This is a genomic window from Stieleria varia (genome assembly GCF_038443385.1).
Classification (GTDB): Bacteria; Planctomycetota; Planctomycetia; order Pirellulales; family Pirellulaceae; genus Stieleria; species Stieleria varia.
Window position 1 is genome coordinate 5,655,974 of sequence record NZ_CP151726.1, and the last position, 21,648, is coordinate 5,677,621.

Sequence of the window (21,648 nt, forward strand, 5' to 3'; positions counted from 1 at the left end):
TCACATGCCGCTGCGTAACGCGTCCAGGTGGCGGCCGAAGTGATCATCGAGCACTTCGATGTACGTCTCCGGATGGGATTTCAAACAATCGTGCACGATCTTGCCAAACTTTGCATCGGTCAAAACGCTGCCGAACGTGCAGTGCAGGATTTGACGCCCCGGTTTGGTGAACCCTTTGCCCACAGGAACGTCTTTCCACATCTCCAGGTATTCGCTTTCCAGCGTCTCATCATCAGCCTCTGACGTCTCGGGTGCATCGGCCAATGTTGCTGAAACGTGATACGTCGCCTTGTCGATTTCGTATCGACCACGAGAAAAATCGACGATCTCTCGAAAGCTCTTGGGATCGTGTCGCGCCACCACTCGCAAGGCTTCCAGGTAACTGGTCCCCGCCGTTTTGACGTGGAACTTACCCTTGGTCGCACGAGCCAGCGACGCGTACATGGAAACCTTGTCACTGCCCGAGTGCAAGCTCAACTTGTACGGCCCGAGCGTTTCTGCGATCGCGGCGTGGTCAGCCAACGAAGTTTCCAACGCGGCGAGGTCGCCTTTGAAATCCACTCCTTTTTCAAAGTCACCGATGAAGCGAGGTGCCAGACTGACGAGCTTCATGCCGCCCTTGAGGCACTGGTCGGCGATGATGAAGTGTTCTGCCAAGGTGGTCGGTTGGTCGGTTTCGTCGACAGACAGTTCGATTTCATAGTCGTTGCCCGCCTTCTCGTTGACGGTGCGAATGTAGTCTCCCAAACGCAACGCACGGGAAATCGCCTTGCCGTACTTCACGGCAGCACGCATACAGGCGGCTTCGTCCAATTCGATCACGGATCCGGTCGAAAGCTTGATCGTGGAACCAAGATACTGGTCGTACCACGGCGCGTCGTCGCGTCCCTCCGAAAACTTGGCCTTCAGGGTAGCTTCGTCGTAGTCGTCCGCTTGTTGATCCACGTCGTCCGACGGATCGATGGTAAAGAACGTGAATCCGGCAGCGGCGGTGATGTCGACGTCCTGATTGACCTTCAGGTGATCCGCATCGGCACCGATCACATCGGTCCATCCCGCATCTGCCGCCGCGTTCATGGCATCGGACATCACGCCTGCGGGTGTCCGCTGTGTCCGCGTCATTTCACGAATCGACTGCTGCGGAAAAATCGCTGCCATGCCCGCGCCGCAGCGCTTCATGGCGGCAACGTGCCCGGGAGTCGCCAGTCCGGTTCGGTCTCCAAATCCGAAACTCGGAGTCATCCCGAGCGTACTGCATTTCTGTGTCATCTGTTGGTCGCCTCTATGGAAACGATGTTATCATTTGTGGGGAATGTCAGTCTAGAAAGACTGACGTACGGCCAGAGTCTCATGCGACGTCAATGATCGCTTTGATCACGCCGGTTTCTGGTTTGGTGAACGATTCAAAATCATTCACAACACTGTCAAATCCGGTGCGGTGCGTGATCCACGGATCGGTGTTGATGGTTCCTTGTTCGATCAACTGAATGATTCGAGTGAAGTCCGGCGGCAACGCATTTCGCGACGCTAAGATGCTGGCTTCTGGTTTGTGCATTGTCGGATGCGTGAACGACAATTCCTCCGTGGTGATGCCGACGTAGACCAGTGTCCCCGTGGGTGCCAGATAACGCAGCGCGCCAGACATCGAATGCTTGTTGCCCGTGGCGTCAATGATGACTTGGTACATGTCGCCGCCCGTGCATTTTTGCATCCTTTCGATCTCGCTGCCGTCACCCGAGAACAGCACCGTGTTCTTCACGCCGTAGTTATCGGTGACGAATCGCAAGCGATCGGGATTCATGTCCATCACGCTCAACACTGCCCCAGTCAACTTCGCGAACTCCAACGTCGCCAAGCCGATCGGTCCGGCACCGATGATCAAGGCATGGTCGCCAGGACGCGGGTTTCCACGATCATTGGCGTGGCAGCCAATGGCCAGTGTTTCGACCAACGCCAACTGGTCAAAATTCAGCTTCTCTGATCGATGCAGTTTGTCGGCGCGGATCAAGAACGATTCACACAAACCGCCATCCATCATCACTCCGATGACCTTGAGGTTTTGACAGCAGTTCGTTGCACCTCGACGGCAAGGGTAGCAATGTCCACAATTCATGTAAGGCTCGACGCTGCAGCGATCGCCGACAGCGACGCTGGTGACACCGTCGCCGACCGCCAAGACCTCCACACCCAGCTCGTGCCCTGGAATGCGTGGAAAGTCAAAGAACGGAAACTTTCCGAGGTAACAACTGATGTCGGTTCCGCACACACCCATGCGATGTGTTTTTACCAGCACCTGCCCGGACCCGGGCGGACCGGGCTCATCAATCTCAATCGGTTTCAGCGTCTTGAGTTCGCTGATTTGAATCGCTTTCATACTTCTCTCGTGGGTTCACTTGTCTGCAATCCATAGACCCGGATCGCGTTGTTCGAAAAAAAGTCTGCTTGTTCGTGCTCAGAAAGCTCAGAGACTAGCTCGTGGACGGTGTCGGTCCATCGCTTGTGGCCGGATTTGAGCAAACATACCGGCCAGTCGCTGCCGAACATCAGACGCGATGGACCAAACGCGTCCAAGGCGACATCCCAGTAAGGACGAATCGTTTCCATGCTCCACTGTTCATCACGCACCTCCGTGACCACGCCCGAGAATTTGCATGTCAGGTTGGGACGTTTCGCGATCTCTCGAAAGCTCTGTTCCCAACGATCGTCGAACTGAAAGGGATCGATCGTCGGTTTTGCGATGTGATCCAACACCGCGTTGAGGTCCGGGTGCGCGTCAAGAAACTCGATCGATGCGGGCAACTGTTTGGCAAAGATCAAGATGTCGTAGACGAGTCCTCGCTCGGCAAGCAAGCCGACACCACGATTGAACTCAGCGTCCAAGATGAAACGGTCATCAGGTTCGTCTTGGACCACATGGCGGACTCCTTTGAGCAAAGGATCGGCAAGGTATTGATCCAAAAGTGCGGCAATGTCGGCGTCTGCCAACGGAAACCAGCCCACGACGCCATTGACCAACGGGTTGCTGTTGGCAAACTCCAGCAGCGAGTTTGTCTCTGCAAGACTTTGGCGGGCTTGAACCGACACAAAACCGGTCACTCCGCTTTCGGCAGCGACTTGCGTTAGCTCATCAGCCCAGAAATCATGTCGGAGTACCGACATGTCGTCATTGATCCATGGATACTGGTCCTCGGAATACCGCCACAAATGATGATGGGAGTCGATCAGCATGTTCGCTATGAAATGAAGAGAGGGCGTGGTGAATCAACCGCAACAACTTAGCAAATTTCAGAACATTCCGGCAGCGTTGCCCACAACGCTTCGCCGAATTGGCTGCCGTCATTGGGGCACATCGGACCCATTTTGTGCTGGAATAACTGGCACGCCGGTCGCATATGGACCTAGCGAAACAAACGTCACTACCGACAAACCCGCAAGCTTTTATGCTTGCCTGAAGCCGCAGTGGTGTCAGGGACGATGACCCAACTACGTTCGCGTGTTATCCCCGATCCTTATCGCGTACGAAACGCCTCCAAGCGTCGCCGGTCCCCCCATCCCCGCGCCGACGACTGCGTTTTGATCGCCTAACCGCACTAGCGAGTCTCGAGATTTCCATGGCCGACTCTTCAACCACTTCCCTCGACAGCGATTCCGATCAGCTGTCCAAACCTGCACGTGTTGGCGCACGCCGCAGCGATGCAGCACAGTCTCCCCTGGAAACCTATCTGCGTGAGATCAACGAGACAGCGCTGCTCACCGCCAAGGAAGAGTTGCAACTGGCAGCACTGATCGAGCAAGGTGATGTGGAAGCGCGAGACCGAATGGTCCGAGCCAATTTGCGATTGGTCGTCAACATTTCACGAGGCTACACAGGCAAAGGCCTCAGCTTGCAGGACCTAATCGAAGAAGGAAACCTGGGGCTGTTGCGGGCCGTGGAAGGATTTGATCCGACGGTCGGTACCCGGTTCAGTACTTACGCGAGCTATTGGATCAAGCAATCGATCAAGCGAGCGTTGATCAACAGCGCCAAGACAATCCGCATCCCCGCGTACATGGTGGAGTTGCTCAGCAAGTGGCGACGCGCAACGGCGCGTCTGAACGAAGAGCTTGGTCGAACGCCGACCAATGAAGAAGTCGCTCGTGTGCTGGGCTTGCCGAAAAAGAAGCTGCCGATCATTCGCAAGGCAATCCGCATCAGCAACAGCACGCCACAAAGCGACCAATCCGAATCAGGATGGTCACTGGGCGAGATGGTGATGGACGAACGACTCAAGTCACCCGATGAGATGATGCTCGACCACGACATCCTGCGTCACGCCATGGACTTGCTCGATGACCTGGATGATCGCGAAGCCACCGTGTTGCGTTTGCGATTCGGGTTGGATGGATTCGAGCCCAAGACGCTGAAAGAAATCGGCGCCGAACTTGGCCTGACACGCGAACGCGTTCGCCAGATCGAGACAGAAGCACTGCGACGCCTCGCCGACGGATTGACCGATCCAAGAGAACGAATGGGTTGAGGCAACGTCGCTCTCAATTCACGTAGCCGAGCCTCTCGGGACATGCGGAAAATAAGTGTCGCGAAATCCACGTAGCAATCATCGCTTCGCGTGATTTTGGTAACGAGAGTGGACACATATTCTCCAAACCGACCACGAATTGGTTAAACAACATAGCCTGGGGTCGCGGCGAAGCCAGCGCACCCCGGGTTAGCTCCGATAGCTGCGGAGCAGCGACAGCATACAGCATGGGGTGCCAACCCCATGTTTCTGCAAGCGAGTCCGCCCAGAAGCTGCGGAGCAGCGACAGCATAAAACGTTTGGTGTAGCCCACAGCACGCGGTGGTCCGGATGCAATCTGTCGCCGCTCCGCGGCTTGTTGGCGGCGTCGGGTGTTCACCTGGGGCTCGCGCCCCAGGCTGTATGCTGTCGTCGCATCCGCGACTGAGGGGATTGCTGGGAATGTGAAGAATGAACCGGCGATGATCGCTGCGCTCTATCGCCGGCTACCGTCTGAGACCGCTTCACGGTCATAGGCAGCAACAATTCTTTTCACGTCTCCCGAGACGCGATTACGTGACGCTTTTATGAAAAAGCGATTCGCATCAGTTTGGGCAAGAACTCGCGCAGTGCTCGGCTGCGGTGGCTGATGGCTCGTTTGACCACGAGATCCAACTCGGCAAACGTGCGATGGTACTCGCGGATTTCGAACAACGGGTCGTAGCCAAATCCCGCCGTTCCGCTCGCCTGCGTGCGAATCAATCCGCCGCATGTTCCACTGGCCGTTGCCCGCGGGTTTCCTTGCGGATCGGACAAACAAATGTGGCAGGAGTAATACGCGGTACGCTTTTCCGTCGGCACACCCTCCAGCTCCGCCAACAGCTTCGCGTTGTTCGCCGCGTCGTCACCATGTTGGCCGCCGTACCTGGCGGAAAAGACTCCGGGAGCTCCGCCCAATGCGTCAACGCTCAGCCCGCTGTCCTCCGCCAGCACCCAACGACCCAAGTGTTTGGCTTGAACGGTCGCTTTCAATTCCGCGTTCTCGGCAAAGGTCGTGCCGGTTTCTTCCACATCCGTGGCGTCAGGGATTTCCGACAACGCAGTCAATGCGAATCGATCCACAGGCAACAGCAGCCTCAGCTCGATGAGTTTCTTGGCGTTGCCTGTTCCCAGTACCAAGTCAAACATCGGACGCCTTTCCTGACTCAACCGACTTGGCCATTGCAAAGATCTCGTCCGCATCGAGAACGAGATCGTTGCTGGTGAACAACGACTTGATGGCTGCCTTGTGGGTCTTCATTTTCAGGCCGCCGACGCCGATGGCACCGTAGCCGACACCGCTACCGATCGCTTTCGCTTTGTCCATCGCGCCGATGCCGCCGATTCCGGCCGGCGGGACGGCGTTCAGGTCGATCGCGACCGCCAATGATTTCACACCGCGGATGGTCTCTTCATTGGCCAGTTCGACACCGGCGGCCCCGCAAGCGATCACGATCTGGGCGTCCTGGAGGATGTCGGCAGTCTGTTCTCGTGTCGCGGCTTGCGCGGCAGAGACGCTGCCCTTTTGAATGTGTTTGCCGATCGCGTCACATGCTTCCTGGGCACGGTCCAGCGAACGGCTGGTGAGCGAGACCGCGGCGCCGTCGCTAGCCAACAGTCGCGCGACACGTTGGCCGACAGGGCCGGTTCCTCCGAGGACCACGGCGCGGGCTCCGTCCAATGCGATGTGTCGTGATGCAGCCACGACGGCGGCGGCCGCAGTCGTGTTGCAACCGTTTGCGTCGAGCATCACGGAGACGCGGACGGGACCGAAAAAGGTTTCGGTGACGCAGTGCAACAAGTGTTCCGCAGCATCAACGTCGCTGCCGCCGATAAAAATCGCGGTGTGACGAAGATCGTCGCCGCCACGGGTAAACATACATCCGTGAACCAATGGACGCACAGACGACGGATGAACTTGACCATACGAGACCAAGTGGTCGATTTCGGAATCGATCGCCACGACGGCATCGAACGAGCTGGGATGATCGTCGCCATCGAACTGAAAAAGAATTCGTTTAGACAAGACGGCGTTCCTTTGAATGCGTGGGAAGGCTTGAATGCGTGGGAATGCTGTGGCGGCACCGTTAGAAAAAAAGCTTTTCGGCTCGCAAGTGAACCGAAAAGCTTCTTGGACTTACACGACTTCGCAAAGGCAGTTAGAAATTGCCCTTGAAGGGGTGAGCAGCGGAGTCTTTCTTGGCGATCATTTCGTCCGCGGTTGGCTTGCCGCCCATGGCGTTGACCAACGATTGCTTGACGGCTTCGTAGTTGTAGTTGTAGATCTTTTCGTCGTCTTCGGCTTCGGGGTGAATGAACACGCCGCAAACACAAACGAGATCTTCTGCTTGATCCTTGGGGATGATTCCTTCGCTGACCGCGTCGGCAACCGCCTTGGCGACTGCGGCTTGCGCGGGACCGAACATTTGCACGACTTGCTTAAAGCCCTTGAGGGTCACCTTGGTGATCATCACGGTCGAAGGCTTGACGGCAACGTTGGGCTCCAACACGGCCAACAGGTTTGTGTGTCCTTCGCTTTGCGTCGACAGCGCATTTGCGAACGCGATGCCTACGGGGCCGGTCTTGCTGCCGATCATCAAATCGATGTGGGCCACTTCATTTCCATCGCCCACCAGGGCTTCACCAACAAATAACGACATCTCAATTCACCTTTACGAAAAGTTTTCGACTGGGACACATCTAGGAGGGACACCTGTATCGGAACAGGGAAGACCGGTGAGGGAGCTACGTGTCCTTGCCCCGCTATCCGCTCGCCGCCTGCCGAAGACACAATGCGGTGGCACCGTCATTTTTCGGGCACCGCATGTCATTGCAGGAGACGATTCGCGTCGCCGGTCAGCGTAGATCCGGCGTTTCGGGTGGGTCTGTCCAATGCAGAAACTATCAAACCGCCACGATGATGCAACCCACCCACGAATTCAGGATGCCGGCGTGTGATGAAACGTCGCGTCTGGGGCCAGAATGGACGCCCCACGTGATCTTGATCGGCGCGTCCGCGCGGGCGGCCGCCCAATCGGCACGGCTTGCCGGACTGATACCAATCACCATCGACCTGTTCGGTGATGACGACACCCAAAGGCTGTCACGAATTTGGTTTTCTGCGGTCGAGATGTATGAAAATGCGTCAAAAGTGGCGGAGGTTCGACACTGGCTGAGCCGTCATGTGGATGACGACGTGCCGGTGATGTTGGTGGGCGAGTTCAGCGGCTGCGTGGAACTGGCACGGCGGTTGGAACGGCCCATTCTTGGCAGCACGACGGCGGTGCCAAAACAGGTCAATGACCACCAGTTCGTCGAGTCGATCGCAAAGCAATGCGGCTGCGTCTTTCCCGAGACACGTCGGACACCGCCCGCGATCCAAGCCGGCTGGCTGTCGAAAATGGATTCGTCCAGTGGTGGTTTAGGGGTGCGATGGAGCGGCGATCGCAAGCCCGATGGCAGCCCGCCGTATTGGCAACGTTGGCATCCGGGAAAACTGCACGGAGCCCATTTTCTGGCCGACGGTCGTGACAGTGTCCTGATGGGAGTCTGCCGAAACTCCTTCACCCGCCTCGGCGATCGACCGTTTGTCTATTCCGGGTCACGTGGGCCGATCCCAGTGTCGTCTGATGTCTGCGAGCAACTCAAAAAAGTCGGGCAGGCGATCGCAGTTCAATCCGGAATCGTGGGCCTGTTCAACCTGGATTTTCTATTGCACGGCGACGATGTTTGCTTGCTGGAGATCAATGCGAGATGGTCCAGCGGGATGGAGATTCTGGACGACTGGCTCCAGACAGTGAAAGGGAAACCCGTCGCGTCAATCATCGGCGACGCTTACTCACTGGGGACTCATCAAAGACCGTTGGAAGCGCTGGCTGCGGCAAAGCGTTTGAGTGAGACCGTGTGTCAGGACAATCTAGTAAGACTTTACAAACGAGTGGTCTTTGCAAATCGTTCCGGACGTTTTGATCCTCAACGCATACCAAGCGAAGTGCTCTGTGGTGAGCAATCACTTTGCGATGTGCCGATGGCTGGTACGGAGATCCGCCGAGGTGAGCCCATTTTGACGATCAAGTGGGTTAGGAAAGGCGGAGTGCCAAAACGTCACAACCAGTCAGAAGACAAGCCAACGTCACTCCGAGCGTTGGTGCGGACAATCCAGGGCACAGTTCGCTAGACGCGGATTATTCATAACCCGACGCGTAAGCGAGGGAAACTCGGTAAATCCTGGACTGCTCAAAATTTGGTGTTGTGTCTTTTTCGGTTTGTGCAAGTTTATGTCCCTACTGCCGGCGCAGCTGGCGGCCCCCAGTGAGCCTCAGGCACTAGCCGTGGGCCTGAAGCGGATTGTGGTGCCGGCCCACGGCTAGCGCCTGAGGCTCACTTTGATTGCGATGCATGGAACAAAAACATGGACTGAAAAAACAATGCCAACACCAAGTTTTGAGCAGCCCACCACGAGTGCATCGTCCAGTCTTGATTTTGGGGTAGCGAAACTCGTCAAGAGTTTCGGCAGCGTGTGAGATGCCGAAAGTCTTGACGACTTTCGCTAGGGGCAACCCAAATTCTTGACTCTGATACAGCACTAAGCGCAAGCGAGTGATTCACGCGTTTTATTCACTCGCTTGCGCTTCGTGCTGGTATTTGCATCGTTTCCAATCAAGATCAATTTACGATCGCATCACCAGGGACGAACGAACTTTATTTGTCGGAGCAACTTTTTGGCACCATGACACGCTCGCGCGTTCAGCTATATTAAGGATTCGGATTTCTTTCCCTCCAGATCACGAGAAGAACAATGAAGAAGTTGATTGCCGGATCTTTTTTGGCGATGTTTTTGATGACGCTGACGACCGGCTGTGAGCAAGGCGCACGTAGCACGGTCGAAAACGCAGAAGCCGATGCGGTCGCTGCGTACGAAGCGGAAGTCGCCGCAGAAGTTGCTGCTGGTGGTGCCAGCGACGTGCCGGCGAAAGACTTGAACAAGTAGTTCCTGTCTTCAGAATAGAACTCAACTGTTCCAACAGTTGTTTGGTACAAGCCTGAGTTTTTGTTTGCCGGTCGCTGAACGAAAAAACCTCGACTCCTTTCGGAGCCGAGGTTTCTTTTTTGCGAGATTGAATCAGTGAAACCTACTGATTCAATTGCTCCTGGATGACTTCGCTGCTGGCTTTGGTACCTAGCGATCCCCAAAGTCCGTACGGGCTTTGCGAACCTGGCGATGCAGCACCGACTCCGGAAAGCCAAACCATACCGGCACGGCTGTTGCCAGATTCGATCGAATCGCTGATGAAGACCACCGCACCATCGGTCATCAGGATGTGAGCACCACCTTGGTGCCTGCTGGACGCGGTGTACATACCCGTTTGACCAGCATTGTTTCCACCGCAGACATGGTGGTTTGGTGGTGCGACGGTGTGCATACCAGAGGCGTGGGGACGGAAGTCAGCCCAACGGGATCCACGACCAGCGGCAGCTCCGTCCAAGGTCACGCCGGTTTGAGCCCAGAAACGCGGACGCAGCGGATCGATTTGACCTTGGACCTCGCACCATTTGGGGTTGTCGCGAACAGATGCCGGAGGGTTTTGTGAACTGTTCTGAGTCGAAATGGTTCGGTTATCGCGATCACCGAGGTAGGTGGCGATTTCACCCATGGCGATGGTGTTGGACAAACCGTCAAGCACGTCACGGAACTTCGCTTCCGCATGAGGAACGAACAGTCCACGGTCGGCTGCTTGAGACTGCTGATTCCAGCCTGTGTTTTGGCGGTTGTATTTCCACGACGGTGACCCAGTACCGGTTCGGATCGCTGCGTTGACGGGTCCTCGAACCGACCACCACATCGAGTCTCCCAAACACACGGCGTAATTGGTTCGACCAAGAGACGGCAAACCAAAACCCGGATCGCTTGGGCAACGGAAAGTTGGAATTTCAGTTCCCCATGGGCGATAGCGAATGTGATCAGGAGTTGGCCCCATGGCTGGCCAAACATTTGGCACCGTGAACGGGGTGTTGGGGTTGGTCGCATCAAAAGTGCTTGGGTTACTGATTTCTTCCCAAAGTGCTTGTTGCTCCATGAACGGTGTCATGCCAACAAGTGCGCTCAACCGCCAAGCATTCGCATGCCCGTAGTTGGTCCACCAATCTTCGGTCGGGGCGTTGCTGCCAACGGGGGCCGTACCGCCAGGACCGTCGGTTCCTGAACCGTGGATTGGAACTTGCTTGTAGGTGCTGTGGTAGTTCTGGATTGCCAGACCGATTTGCTTGAAGTTGTTGCTGCAACTCATTCTGCGTGCTGCTTCGCGAGCAGCTTGGACGGCCGGCAATAACAGGCCGACCAAAATGCCGATGATGGCGATCACGACGAGCAGCTCCACCAAGGTGAAACCGGCACGTGACCTGAGACGATGACTCATGAAAACCTCACGAATGAGAAAAAGGAAGGAACTGCCGTTGCGCAGAACGATACGGCGGTGGGAACATCAGTATATTACAACGCGATTTTCGAAGCAGTATCAACAGGCTAATTTTCCGTTTTTTTCAAGTTTTGAGCGGCCCGGCCAGTGGTTCCCAAGGGGAACTCTTTTGCCGTTTCCCTGACTCGCTGACCGCACGTGTCATCGGCCCCCCGAAGAATGCTCACGTCGCTCAAGCCAACCCGGTTTGAGGGACGTTGACGCTTCTTCGCTGGAGACTTTGCGATGACCCAAATGATGCTTTTTGACGCCCCGGCCGCTTCCCCACTGCCCGCTTCTGTGCCGGTTTCTGTGCCCGCTTCAGTGCCGGTTGCCGAGCCCGCCGCCCGGATCCAACCCAATCGCGCCGCCAACAAAGCCCCCGAGCACACGCCCGGCCTGAATCACATGGGCGACTTGGCGCGCCTGGTCATTCTGAGGTACGAGCTGGCGGCCAAGCGCCGAGCTGAACAAGCCGCCCGACCACGCTGAGCAATGGTCGCTCGATCTTCCAGATCGATAGCGTGCACCGCCATCCGCTGACAATCATCGTTTCGTCATCGGCCAACCAGCCCAAACGGGTGGGTGACTTGGTGGCGATGAGTTCCGCACATCCCGAGAGACGCGGCTACGTGGATTTGTAAACGTCGTTGGGTTCGGGGGTGGCTTCGGGGGGCACGACAGCCGTCGGTTCCGGCTCAGGCTTGGTCACTTTGCCCGGCTTGCGGCCGCGTCGCAACATCCATGCCGTCGTCAATGACCCCAAAACAAAGCCGATTCCAGACGTAACGACCATCAACATCGCCAATGGCAACTCCGTACTGAACAGAAACGGCATCTCCACGGGGACGCTCTCAGTGTTCGCCAAAGAAAACACCAGCAACACCACCACCCCAAAAAGCAACAGAAACCAGCGTATTCGCTGCATCATCATGAACCTCTCACTCGATCACTGAAGAACCGAACCGTCATCCGATTGTAACCGATACGTGAAAAAACCGCCGAGGAATGCTAGCATGGCAGGGCGGTTTTGTGTTTTCCCGTTTGTTGGACGTCTGCCAACACGACCCTCTTTTCAGCCAAGGCGCTACGATGGCGGCTCAGCAACAGTTTTCCTTCATGGACACCGAAGTCGAACAGCCCGTGCAGGCTGCGGCGACGGTGACGGCTGAACGGCAACCAACTGAAAAGAAGTCGCCTGAAAAGAAGCCAACCGCAACAAAACCATCCGCACAAAAAAAATCTACCCCCAAACCATCCCCACTCGTTGCCGCCGCTGCCAAGTCGTCGCCGCAGCCAACACCACCAGCCAAGCAAACACCAGCCAAACAAACACCAGATCGCGCAACCGCCCTGCAGAAACTGCGGGCCGCCGTAGGTTGCATCAGCACGGCGATCGACAAGGCTCCTGCGACGCTCTCGACCGGCTCCAGCGTGTTGGACACTTGGCTACCGGGTTCCGGATTACCCGTCCACGGTGTGACCCAGTGGGTGGCTCAGCACGAAAGCACAGGGGCGGCTTCGCTCTCGATGATCGCGGCAGCCAATCGTTTGCGACAAGTCACCCAGCAGCACGGGAGACGGTTGCCACTGATCATCGTCGATAGCGACGGCATGTTTTATCCACCGGCGGCGATCGCGTTGGGTGTTGCCTCGCAAGAAATGATCTTGGTGCGTCCCAAACGTCACACGGACTTGGTGTGGACGATCGACCAAGCCCTGCGGTGTGATGCGGTGGCCGGTGTGTGGGCGTCGATTCCGTCACGGCTCAGCGACCGAGACGCCAGGCGTTTTCAATTGGCTGCCGAGTCGGGACGCAAACCCGCGTTCATCGTCCGCGGCGCAAACGCGTTGCGTGCCCCCAGTTTTGCCGATGTCCAATTTCACGTCGATACTGCTGTTGTCGACGCCTCTGTTGCTCGCTCTGGCACCGCCGACATCGATCGCTCTCCGATGATGCGGGTCACCTTACAACGATGCCGCGGTGCCATGTTGGGACAAAGTGTTTGTTTGAGCATTGATGATTCTGCGATGCTGGTCACGATTTCCTCCGACGCGACTTCCTTTGATTCAGTGGCTCGCCATGAAACAACTGCTCTGCATTTGGCTTCGCAACTGGCCCATCCAACGACTGCTCAGTCGTCCCCTCAACGAGTCGCTCCGCGAACTGCAGCGGGCGGATCTGGCAGCGGATCAACCGACCGATCCGATCGGCAAAACATCAACTCCACTGCACGCCGCGCCTGAGCGCGCAGTTAATCCCACGCAGGGTCTGCCGATTCTGATTTGGCAGTCCGATCCACGACGCGGCCGCTTGGTCGTCGCGTGTTGTCGTCGTGCCGCCGCGCTGGGTGTACGTTTGGGGATGCCGATTGCGCAAGCGACCGAGTTGGCCAACTCAAAATCCGGCGTGACGGCTTGGATCACTCAACATGATCCCCTCCTGGATGACTTGGCGATCCGCGCGGTCGCTGAGATCTTGCAACAGCACATCACACCGATGGTCGCGATCGAACCGTTGGATGCGAAACCATGGGCCGGACAAGTCTTGCATCAGAGCGACTCGCTGCTGTTGGACCTCAGTGGCGTGGTGCACCTGTTCGGCGATTTGAATCAAGTCATCCAGTCGATCCACGGACAACTGCGACCGCTCGGTTTGCGTCCCAAGATCGCCATCGCCCACGGTGTCGCCGCGGCTTGGGCACACGCACACTTCAACCCGCAAGAAGACTTCATTGATGACGCCACCGCCTTGAACGCGTTGCCGGTGCAAGCCTTGCGGATTGCTCCGGAGACGGTTCACACACTATCGCGCTTGGGGGTTCGCCAAATCGGCGACTTGCTACGTTTGCCTCGCAGCGGCTTGTCGTCACGATTGGGCAAGCCGTTGGTCAAACGTATCGCACAGGTCTTGGGCGAAACCGATGAACCGCTCTCGATTCACCATGCCGATGCAGAACATGTCAGCTCAATGGAGCTGGAGTACCCGACGGACGACCAGTGCATTTTGATGCATCGCCTGGAGCATCTGGTCGATGAGATCATTGCGAGTTTGGCGGCAAGCCAGCGTGGGGCACTACGCTTGGCCTGCCGCCTGGACCTTACGGACCACTCGCAACTGGATTTCAATATCGGTTTATTTGCTCCGACACTGAACAAGAAACACCTCGTTTGCTTGATCGGTGCCTGCGTCGAGACGCGTCGCATACCGGCAAACGTCACGCGAATAACATTGTCGGTTTCTCTCAGCGGCTCACTCCGTACCTCACAGTCCGGTCTTTTTGACAATGACGAAGATGACCTCTTGGGCGATCGACCATCGGGCGATCAGAGTTTGCCTCGCTTCATCGATGCGATCAGCGGACGCTTGGGACGCGATGCGGTCCTGGGAGTCCGGCGGACTCAGGATCCGCTGCCCGAGAAAGCGTTTCAGTTGTACTCTCTGACGGATCACCGAGGTCGGCAGAATATGCAGCGTCGGCTCAAGCAGCGGTCCAGCACGAACGAGCCGGAGCCATCGACCGATCGCGCAAACTCCGACGTACCACGTCACTCCTTTCGTCCGCCTCGTGTGACCGACGCCGGACGTCGACCGATGGTGTTGTTACCCCATCCCTTGCCGCTCACTGCCGTGACTGTGGCGACGAAACAAAAGCCGCCGGGCAACCATCCCCCAATTCAACTGCCCGTTCAATCACTGCCCGTCCATTCACTGCCCGTTGCGTTTCGTCTCGGCGGACGAGTGCATCGAATCGTCCGGCACCGAGGTCCCGAGCGAATTGAAACGGCGTGGTGGAGCGGACCGACGATCCGCCGGGATTATTATCAAGTCGAAACGGATAGCGGTCGCCGCTGGTGGATCTTTCGCACCTTGGGCGATTGCACATGGAGCCTTCACGGACACTTCGGTTGACCGCAAAGTCCTGCTGACGATGGCAACGGATCATCAATCGTTTGGCGTCGCAACTTTCAGCAACCATTTGGTGCGAGGGGAATTCTGGCGAATCCCATTACCGAGCTGGTTGGTGCGAGATGGTTAGCTACTCTTGCATCACGTCATTGGCGTCGGTCTCCGCACCGCGTCGCCACGACTGAATGACGCGAAACATTCGCCTCAGGGCGTCAGCTACCAAGAACACGCCGCCGACCAAGGTGCCAGCGAGATAACCTGCCGGTGGTCCCCAAAAAAGGCCGCCAACGATGGCACACATCAACTCCATCCCGAACTCTCCAGCGAACGCAGCTCCGACCACGATCACGGTCAAACTGTACACACCGCCGGCGATGACCGACGCTTCCCTCGGCTTCTTTCCGCCCATCAAAACGGCTTGAGCGATCGCAACGGTTGCTAGAAAACCGCCGATGGCAAACCCGACATAAACGCCACCGTCGAGCAAGTGCACCGCCGCGAATAGCAAGCTGTATCCGGTGGAGATCGCCAGCAACGACGCCAAATCGAACCGCCTGGGAAACGAAAACAAATCGCCATCAAGGTCTGGCTGTTCAGTGGACATCGGCGGACATCATGGGCAGGAGATTCGCTCTGCATCGTCGGCGATCCATTCTATCGCTAAACGCGATCTCTGCACGCCACAAAGCGGATTCGCTGCTGAACTCACGCCTTCGTGGGCAACGAGGTGATATCGAACCAGTAGTCACAAATTTGATCGACCGTGTGCTGCAAGTCATGCAGGTCGAAGGGCTTGACGATGTACGACGCACAGCCGTGTTCGTAGGCGATGGCCAAATCCTGGGGCGAATCGGATGTCGTCAACACCAGCAAGCGAATCCGTCGCAGCCGCTCGTCTTGGCTGATCTCAGCCAGGACCTCACGTCCGTCCATGACAGGCATGTTCAAGTCCAGCAAGACAATGTCCGGCGTGGGCGCATCGACAAACCGTCCCTTTTTTCGCAAAAACTCCATGCACTGTTCGCCGTTGGAAACATGGTGCAGCGTCACATCATGATCACTGCGTTTGAATCCAACACTGGTCAAATAGGCATCGTCCGCGTTGTCTTCGACGAGCAGAACGACTGCGTTACTGATCTTCATCGGCATGCACAGATTTGGATGGCTGGGATTCAGAAGAAAGTGATTTAGGCGAATGAAGTGTAAACTTGATCAGGGCTCCGACGTCGCTTTCGTCCGCCCAGATTCGACCGCCATGTCTCAGGACGATACGTCTGCAAACAGCCAAGCCGATTCCGTTGCCGGAGTACTCACCCTCGGCATGCAAACGTTTGAAGATTTCGAAGATACGCTTGAAATGTTTGGGGTCAATCCCAATACCGTTGTCCGCGATTGAGATCGTCCAACGATCGCCTTCGAGAATAGCGGATACCCGAATCTGCGGTCTTCGTTCCGGGTGTCGATACTTGATTGAATTCTCGATCAAGTTCCGGAACAACTGTTCGATTTGGGCGGCATCCGCCAAGACTCTTGGCAAGTCCTCCGAAATCAATTCGACCGAACATTTTTCCATTTCACTTTCCAGGACTGCTACTGCCGCCGACAGAGGTTTGTCCAACCAAACAGGCGTCAATTCAGAGGCCAGCGATTGCACACGAGAAAACTTCAACAGATCCTGGATCAGTGTTTGCATGCGTTTTGCACTGGCGACAATCCGGTTGATGTATTCGAGGCCCTGCTCGTCAAGATTCGGTGTGTAGTCACTCTCCAAGAACTGAGCAAACCCCATGATGCCGCGTAGTGGCGTTTGCAAGTCATGCGACGCGACATAGGCAAATTGCTGCAGTTCCTCATTGCTATTCCTTAATCGCTCGTTGGCTCGCTCCAGTTCCTGCGTTCGCTCGATGACACGCCTTTCCAGTTCGGCTTGCATTTCCAACTGCAGACGTTCGGCGTTCTTGCGGTTGGTGATGTCGCGAACAAAGCAACTGAACTCAAATCCGGCGTCGAGCGGCAAGACAGACATGGACAACTCAGCGGGAAATCGCGAACCGTCGCTGCGGATCGCTGTTCGCTCGATTCGTCTGTTCAACAGATCGGAGCGTCCCGCATGTAAGTGATCGCCCGAGTCGCTCCCCGGCCGCGATTCAGCCTCGTCCAGCAAGATGATCTCCGAGATCCGCATGCCGCTTGCTTGCTCGCGGCTCCAGCCGAAAATCACAGCAGCCTGATCATTCCACCCAGTGATGTGCCCCGAATCGTTGACGGTGATCACTCCATCGAGCGCGGTTTCGATGATCAATGCGGTGCGGTGTTCACTTTGACGCAACGCGGCTTCGGTTTCACAGCGCCGTTGAATCTCGGCTTTCAAACTTTCACGCTCAGCCTGCAAGTCCTCCATGACACTCAGCAGAGCGCGCGATCGTGAACTCGCCTCGTCTTCCGAGGTGGATTTTTGGGTTTGCACCGACCGCTGAGTGGACTCAAGGTTCATGACGACACGTCACGCAAGTACTTTTGTGACCTCCCCAACTCTTCCAACAAAGCATTGACTTCCTTCTTCAGCTCAATCACGCGATCTTCACGATCGGTCAAGTGACGAGCAAAGGACTCGAGCTCCTCGTTCTTGTCCTGCAGTTTCTCGTTCAGTGGCGCCAGCCCCGGCAATTCCAACGCTCGGGGCAGCGCCGGAATCAACGCCAAAACGGTGGCCCACGACACCACTGCCGTGCAGATCTTGATCAATCCCGAAAAGCGATACCACGGATGCCAAAAAATCGTCGCTTCGATCAAGTGCCCAAATCCGCACGAAAAAATGAAGCCCGCGAACAACCAGTAGATCTTTAGAAATCTGATGTCCGACCGCTGAAACACAAAGTAGGTGATGAGAATCGGTATCGCGATGTAAGCGCCAAAAATCAGCGAGTCCGAAACAATGTGCACCCAGCCGTGCAGATCTGACCATGAGCCACAGCGCCAGCGAGGCGGGAAACCTTGAGTATCAAAAAGCTCTGAGAACATTGTGAATCCGAATTCGAGATGGGATGAACCAGGCAACCGTCTCTACTGCTGCACGTTTTCTTGCTCACCGAACTTGTCCGCCGAACCATTCAGTGTACAGGATTAACAACCCGAATACTTTGAACCACGCAATTGAGCATCACTCGGACGGCCAAAGAGGCTGAGTCCAGATTCATCTTGTCGCGAGGTGTCCGGAAATCCTAATCTCCCGAAGATGGTGAAATCAGTCCGCACCATCAGACCGTCTCAGCGCAACCTCACCCGCAAACTCAATCGTCCATGGAATCCATGAATCAACGAGACTCAAGCCCTCGGGTAGATGAAACGTCAGAAAGCTTTTTCTGGTTGCGTCTGGTTTACGCCGGCACGATCTTTCTGGGACTGACCACGGGGCCAATCATTCTGTTTGCTCCCAAATTGGCTCGCAAGCTGGTGGGTTTTCCCGAGATGTTGCCCGAACAAGATCCCGTGATCGTTGGCGTGATCGGATGCTTCTGGACAGCCGCTGGCGTGATCTCCATTTTTGGACTCATGCAACCCTTGAAATTCATCGTGATTCCCTTGATTCAGATGATCTACAAGAGCACTTGGCTGCTGTTTGTGTTCTTGCCACTGCTGATCGCCGGCAAGTTTCCCGACTACGGGTGGACGATCGCTATCGGAAACTTCATTTTCCTGATGCTGGACATCAAAGCGATGCCGTTTCGCTATCTCTTATCGGATTCGATGTGTACCACAGAAACCACTGAACACCGCGTGGCGGAAGAGAAGCCGTCGACGATCGTGGTCGGTAATCCTCAGTAGACCATGAACATCATTCGATATGAGATCATCAGTGGCTAACCAGACTCGTCCATCGTCCAGTCTACTGAAGCGGTCGGTCGCCAAGTTGTTGCAGCCCGTGATCGGGACGATCGCTCATTCGTATGGCTTGCACACCCTACAATCACGAGTTTCGCAGGCGACGCTTGATCGAGCAAAGAAGAAACTAGAGCACGGGGAACAACTACGAATCGTCGGCTTGGGTTGCGGTGGTCACAACACGGGTGTCGGATTGGTCACAGCAGATCGTGACACCGGGATACGAGTCATCTGCAATCACGAGGAAGAAAGGTTTGTCGGGCAAAAACACTGCAAGGATTTTCCGGAATTCAGTTTCCAGCAGATGCAAGTCGATTTGCAAGACCTGCAGTGTGACCTCGGGGCGATCGACGGATTTGTTTGCACGTGGGACTACGTCAATTTTTTCTCAAACCTGTGCGGACATATTGTCGGTGAACTACCCGGCAGCCTTACATTGTTACGTCGTGAAGCATCACCGACGTTTTCGACTCGTGATATAGGCCGAATCTTTCGCGCGCCACAGAGCCTTGCGAAACAAGTTTCACGACAGAAAAATGCACCGCAGGCACACCCCATCATCTGCCTGCGTCATCATGACAGCCACGCATTCTCGGCGTACGGACTTTCTCCATTCGCCCAGGACGGCCACCCCACGTTGGTTGCCGTGATCGACGGAACGGGTGACGACGGCTCCATCTCACTTTATCGAGCCGATCAAAGCGGTTTGCATCGTTTCTACAGCAACAAGAACATCTTCGATTCGATCGGCCAGATGTTTCTGTACATCAGCAGTTGCCAAGGCGGTTGGGCGCCGTTGAGCAGTGAAGGACGCTATATGGGCGCTGCTGCGTGGGGAAACGGAGATCGGATGACGAACCCGTACTATCGAATGCTGCGTGAGGTATTCTCATTTGGACGCGATGGCGATGTACGTTTGAATCCCCGATTGGCGAATTGGCATCGAGGAGGCAGCCTACGACCGCTCAACCGGGCACTCATCGATATCTTGGGCGACCCCATCCTGCCCTCGCAAATGTGGAATCCTGATCACGTTTTGAACGTGGATGAAATCCAACATGCCGAGATCACACAGGATCGTGTCGACAAAGCAGCGGCGACACAATTGGTTTTTGAAGACGCCATGTTCCACGTGCTGGACTTCGGCATCCGTCGTAGCGGAGCGCAACGGGTGGTGCTGGCCGGCGGCACCGCGCTCAACTGCGTTGCCAGCATGCGGCTGATGGAACACTTTGATTCCGCATGGTTTCAACGCTACACCAAACTCTCCGGACCGCTGCAAATGTGGGTTCCTCCCTTTCCAGGTGATGCCGGACTGCCTGTTGGTGCCGCTTACCACTTCGCCTGCTTGGCCGGGGCGCCGATGAACAGGCCTGAGGGACGTTTGGCTCATCCGTTCTTGTGCGGACATGCAGCCTCAGAGAACGACATCAATGTCGCCCTGGCTCTATCGATCGACGACATCGGATCTGAACCATTCGGAAACATTCATTCACAAGATTCACTCGATCGAGTCTCAGACTTGATGGCTTACATCGTCGCACACGGAGGCGTGATCGGGTTGTATCAAGGGGCCGCCGAGTCCGGTCCGAGGGCTTTGGGGCACCGTTCCATTTTGGCCGATCCGACATCCAGCGATACTTTGCACGTTTTGAACGAGCGAGTGAAGCATCGGGAACGAATTCGTCCTTTGGCTCCGATGGTCACGTTGGATGCTGCCAAGGAACTGTTTGAGCTTTCGGATGGTGCAGCCGCTGATGACTATGATGCGTACAGCTACATGGTCATGACGACTCGTGCCTTGCCGATTGCTCGGAAGCTGATCCCCGCTGTGATTCATCACGATGGGACGGCGAGAATCCAAATCGTACGTGAACACAACAACCCGCTCGTTCACGCGTACCTACGAGCCATGGGACGACGGACGGGCGTAGAAGCCTCTGTGAATACATCGCTCAATGTCGGAACACCGATTGTTCAAACGCCCTCGCAAGCGTTGGAGGCGTTGCGACGGAGCATGGGAATGCACTGCCTGATCATGATCAGCGATTCAGGAGCCTGTTGGATCACTTGGCATCTCAAAGTCCAGGGATACAAGGACGGGGGTCAACAGCTTCGTCAATGGATCCATCAGTGGCAGGAATTCCCGATGGTACAGAGCCGAGTTCTGCATTTCCGAGTGACCAGACCCGCCACTGCAGCTTGACCTCCAAGGCACCCATCGGTTCACGTTGGTGGCTTTCATGGGATCTTTCGGGCCGGCATTTTCCACGTAACGCAGTTGCGAACTACTTCGCGGGGCAACCGGCTTTCGACCGCTGCCCTGATGCAATTCGCAATTCACGGTTACCGTCTTTTCAGGGAAATCCGATGGCTCATTTGATCGCGAAGCAAGGCACTTGGAATGTTGTACCTGGAGGAATCAGTGACACGCCCCGCTTGGTCGTACCACAGGTTCTCGATGGGATGTTGATCCAGGTGAAGTGTGAGTTCATGGCAAATACAGGGGTGGATGGCGGTTTTTATTACGCCACGCAATCACCTCAAATTCCCAGCGCGATGTCGGCCGCGCAGCGCATCATCTCGGGAACCAACGGCTGGGTGAACGTCGCGATGACCTCGTTCTGGACGCACGCGAATGACGGAAAAGTAGAGGACATCACGTTTGAGATGGATTTCACCACCGGCGGCTTTACCAAACACGGCCAAATCGGCCAGTTTCTGATGTACGCCTCCGTCGAAACGCTGCACTGACTCGGCGCAAAATCCAACCTGCCAGCGCGCCAGACGTTATGATGGGCGCTCTGTTTCCTGCGTGAGGGGGGCCCGTCGTGATCGGGTCCACCATCATCGGGTCCACCGTGAT

At 56.1% G+C, this 21,648-nt stretch carries 19 protein-coding genes; 7 read left to right on the forward strand and 12 right to left on the reverse strand.

What is annotated here, in order from left to right; genetic code table 11:
* The 3 genes from Pla52nx_RS19055 to Pla52nx_RS19065 all read right to left on the reverse strand — a co-directional run bounded on the left by Pla52nx_RS19055 (position 1) and on the right by Pla52nx_RS19065 (position 3,228).
* Positions 1 to 1,269: a tagaturonate epimerase family protein gene (locus Pla52nx_RS19055; RefSeq protein WP_197454554.1), complete on the reverse strand. Its 1,269-nt coding sequence runs from the start codon at positions 1,267 to 1,269 to the stop codon at positions 1 to 3.
* 79 nt (positions 1,270 to 1,348) lie between these two features.
* The gene (locus Pla52nx_RS19060; RefSeq protein ID WP_146519906.1) at positions 1,349 to 2,374 is read right to left on the reverse strand and encodes a zinc-binding alcohol dehydrogenase family protein; all 1,026 of its coding nucleotides are present in this window, start codon (positions 2,372 to 2,374) and stop codon (positions 1,349 to 1,351) included.
* A complete protein-coding gene (locus Pla52nx_RS19065; RefSeq protein WP_146519905.1) occupies positions 2,371 to 3,228 on the reverse strand; it encodes an amidohydrolase family protein in 858 nt (285 codons plus the stop codon). The genes Pla52nx_RS19060 and Pla52nx_RS19065 overlap by 4 nt, the downstream gene beginning before the upstream one ends.
* Before the next feature lie 383 nt (positions 3,229 to 3,611).
* Here Pla52nx_RS19065 and Pla52nx_RS19070 point away from each other — a divergent pair, with 383 nt between their 5' ends.
* Positions 3,612 to 4,517 (forward strand): sigma-70 family RNA polymerase sigma factor, encoded by a 906-nt coding sequence (locus tag Pla52nx_RS19070; RefSeq protein ID WP_146519904.1) that lies wholly within the window; start codon positions 3,612 to 3,614, stop codon positions 4,515 to 4,517.
* A 564-nt stretch (positions 4,518 to 5,081) separates the two neighbouring features.
* Here the strand turns inward: Pla52nx_RS19070 and rdgB are convergent.
* From rdgB to fae, 3 genes are all read right to left on the reverse strand, one after another.
* The gene (rdgB, locus tag Pla52nx_RS19075; RefSeq protein WP_146519903.1) at positions 5,082 to 5,684 is read right to left on the reverse strand and encodes an RdgB/HAM1 family non-canonical purine NTP pyrophosphatase; all 603 of its coding nucleotides are present in this window, start codon (positions 5,682 to 5,684) and stop codon (positions 5,082 to 5,084) included.
* Positions 5,677 to 6,561 (reverse strand): NADP-dependent methylenetetrahydromethanopterin/methylenetetrahydrofolate dehydrogenase, encoded by an 885-nt coding sequence (locus Pla52nx_RS19080; protein WP_146519902.1) that lies wholly within the window; start codon positions 6,559 to 6,561, stop codon positions 5,677 to 5,679. Before Pla52nx_RS19080 ends, rdgB begins: the two co-directional genes overlap by 8 nt.
* Positions 6,562 to 6,694: 133 nt before the next feature.
* Positions 6,695 to 7,195 (reverse strand): formaldehyde-activating enzyme, encoded by a 501-nt coding sequence (gene fae, locus Pla52nx_RS19085; RefSeq protein WP_146519901.1) that lies wholly within the window; start codon positions 7,193 to 7,195, stop codon positions 6,695 to 6,697.
* A gap of 257 nt (positions 7,196 to 7,452) precedes the next feature.
* On the opposite strand from fae, the gene Pla52nx_RS19090 reads away from it, so the two are divergent.
* Positions 7,453 to 8,712 (forward strand): ATP-grasp domain-containing protein, encoded by a 1,260-nt coding sequence (locus Pla52nx_RS19090; protein WP_197454553.1) that lies wholly within the window; start codon positions 7,453 to 7,455, stop codon positions 8,710 to 8,712.
* 621 nt (positions 8,713 to 9,333) lie between these two features.
* Positions 9,334 to 9,525, forward strand: a complete 192-nt coding sequence (locus Pla52nx_RS19095) for a hypothetical protein (RefSeq protein ID WP_146519899.1) — start codon at positions 9,334 to 9,336, stop codon at positions 9,523 to 9,525.
* Positions 9,526 to 9,667: 142 nt separating this feature from the next.
* Here Pla52nx_RS19095 and Pla52nx_RS19100 read toward each other — a convergent pair whose 3' ends face one another.
* Complete coding sequence (locus tag Pla52nx_RS19100) at positions 9,668 to 10,951, reverse strand: DUF1559 domain-containing protein (protein WP_146519898.1); 1,284 nt, start codon at positions 10,949 to 10,951, stop codon at positions 9,668 to 9,670.
* Between the two features lie 667 nt (positions 10,952 to 11,618).
* Positions 11,619 to 11,921: a LapA family protein gene (locus tag Pla52nx_RS19105; protein WP_231741945.1), complete on the reverse strand. Its 303-nt coding sequence runs from the start codon at positions 11,919 to 11,921 to the stop codon at positions 11,619 to 11,621.
* 1,152 nt (positions 11,922 to 13,073) lie between these two features.
* Here Pla52nx_RS19105 and Pla52nx_RS19110 point away from each other — a divergent pair.
* Complete coding sequence (locus Pla52nx_RS19110) at positions 13,074 to 14,903, forward strand: Y-family DNA polymerase (RefSeq protein ID WP_146519896.1); 1,830 nt, start codon at positions 13,074 to 13,076, stop codon at positions 14,901 to 14,903.
* Positions 14,904 to 15,030: 127 nt separating this feature from the next.
* Here the strand turns inward: Pla52nx_RS19110 and Pla52nx_RS19115 are convergent, their stop codons facing one another.
* The 4 genes from Pla52nx_RS19115 to Pla52nx_RS19130 all read right to left on the reverse strand — a co-directional run bounded on the left by Pla52nx_RS19115 (position 15,031) and on the right by Pla52nx_RS19130 (position 17,921).
* Entirely contained in the window at positions 15,031 to 15,504 is a 474-nt protein-coding gene (locus Pla52nx_RS19115; RefSeq protein ID WP_146519895.1) for a hypothetical protein, read from the reverse strand.
* Between the two features lie 101 nt (positions 15,505 to 15,605).
* The gene (locus Pla52nx_RS19120; RefSeq protein ID WP_146519894.1) at positions 15,606 to 16,043 is read right to left on the reverse strand and encodes a response regulator; all 438 of its coding nucleotides are present in this window, start codon (positions 16,041 to 16,043) and stop codon (positions 15,606 to 15,608) included.
* Positions 16,030 to 17,394, reverse strand: coding sequence for a sensor histidine kinase (locus tag Pla52nx_RS19125; RefSeq protein ID WP_146519893.1), 1,365 nt, complete (start codon positions 17,392 to 17,394; stop codon positions 16,030 to 16,032). The genes Pla52nx_RS19120 and Pla52nx_RS19125 overlap by 14 nt, the downstream gene beginning before the upstream one ends.
* Complete coding sequence (locus Pla52nx_RS19130; protein ID WP_146519892.1) at positions 17,391 to 17,921, reverse strand: hypothetical protein; 531 nt, start codon at positions 17,919 to 17,921, stop codon at positions 17,391 to 17,393. Before Pla52nx_RS19130 ends, Pla52nx_RS19125 begins: the two co-directional genes overlap by 4 nt.
* A gap of 288 nt (positions 17,922 to 18,209) precedes the next feature.
* Between Pla52nx_RS19130 and Pla52nx_RS19135 the strand changes: the two genes are divergently transcribed.
* The 3 genes from Pla52nx_RS19135 (at position 18,210) to Pla52nx_RS19145 (ending at position 21,536) form a co-directional block, all read left to right on the forward strand.
* Entirely contained in the window at positions 18,210 to 18,725 is a 516-nt protein-coding gene (locus Pla52nx_RS19135) for a hypothetical protein (protein WP_146519891.1), read from the forward strand.
* 31 nt (positions 18,726 to 18,756) lie between these two features.
* Complete coding sequence (locus Pla52nx_RS19140) at positions 18,757 to 20,988, forward strand: carbamoyltransferase C-terminal domain-containing protein (RefSeq protein WP_231741944.1); 2,232 nt, start codon at positions 18,757 to 18,759, stop codon at positions 20,986 to 20,988.
* A gap of 164 nt (positions 20,989 to 21,152) precedes the next feature.
* Positions 21,153 to 21,536: a hypothetical protein gene (locus Pla52nx_RS19145; protein WP_146519889.1), complete on the forward strand. Its 384-nt coding sequence runs from the start codon at positions 21,153 to 21,155 to the stop codon at positions 21,534 to 21,536.
* The last annotated feature ends 112 nt before the right edge of the window (positions 21,537 to 21,648 follow it).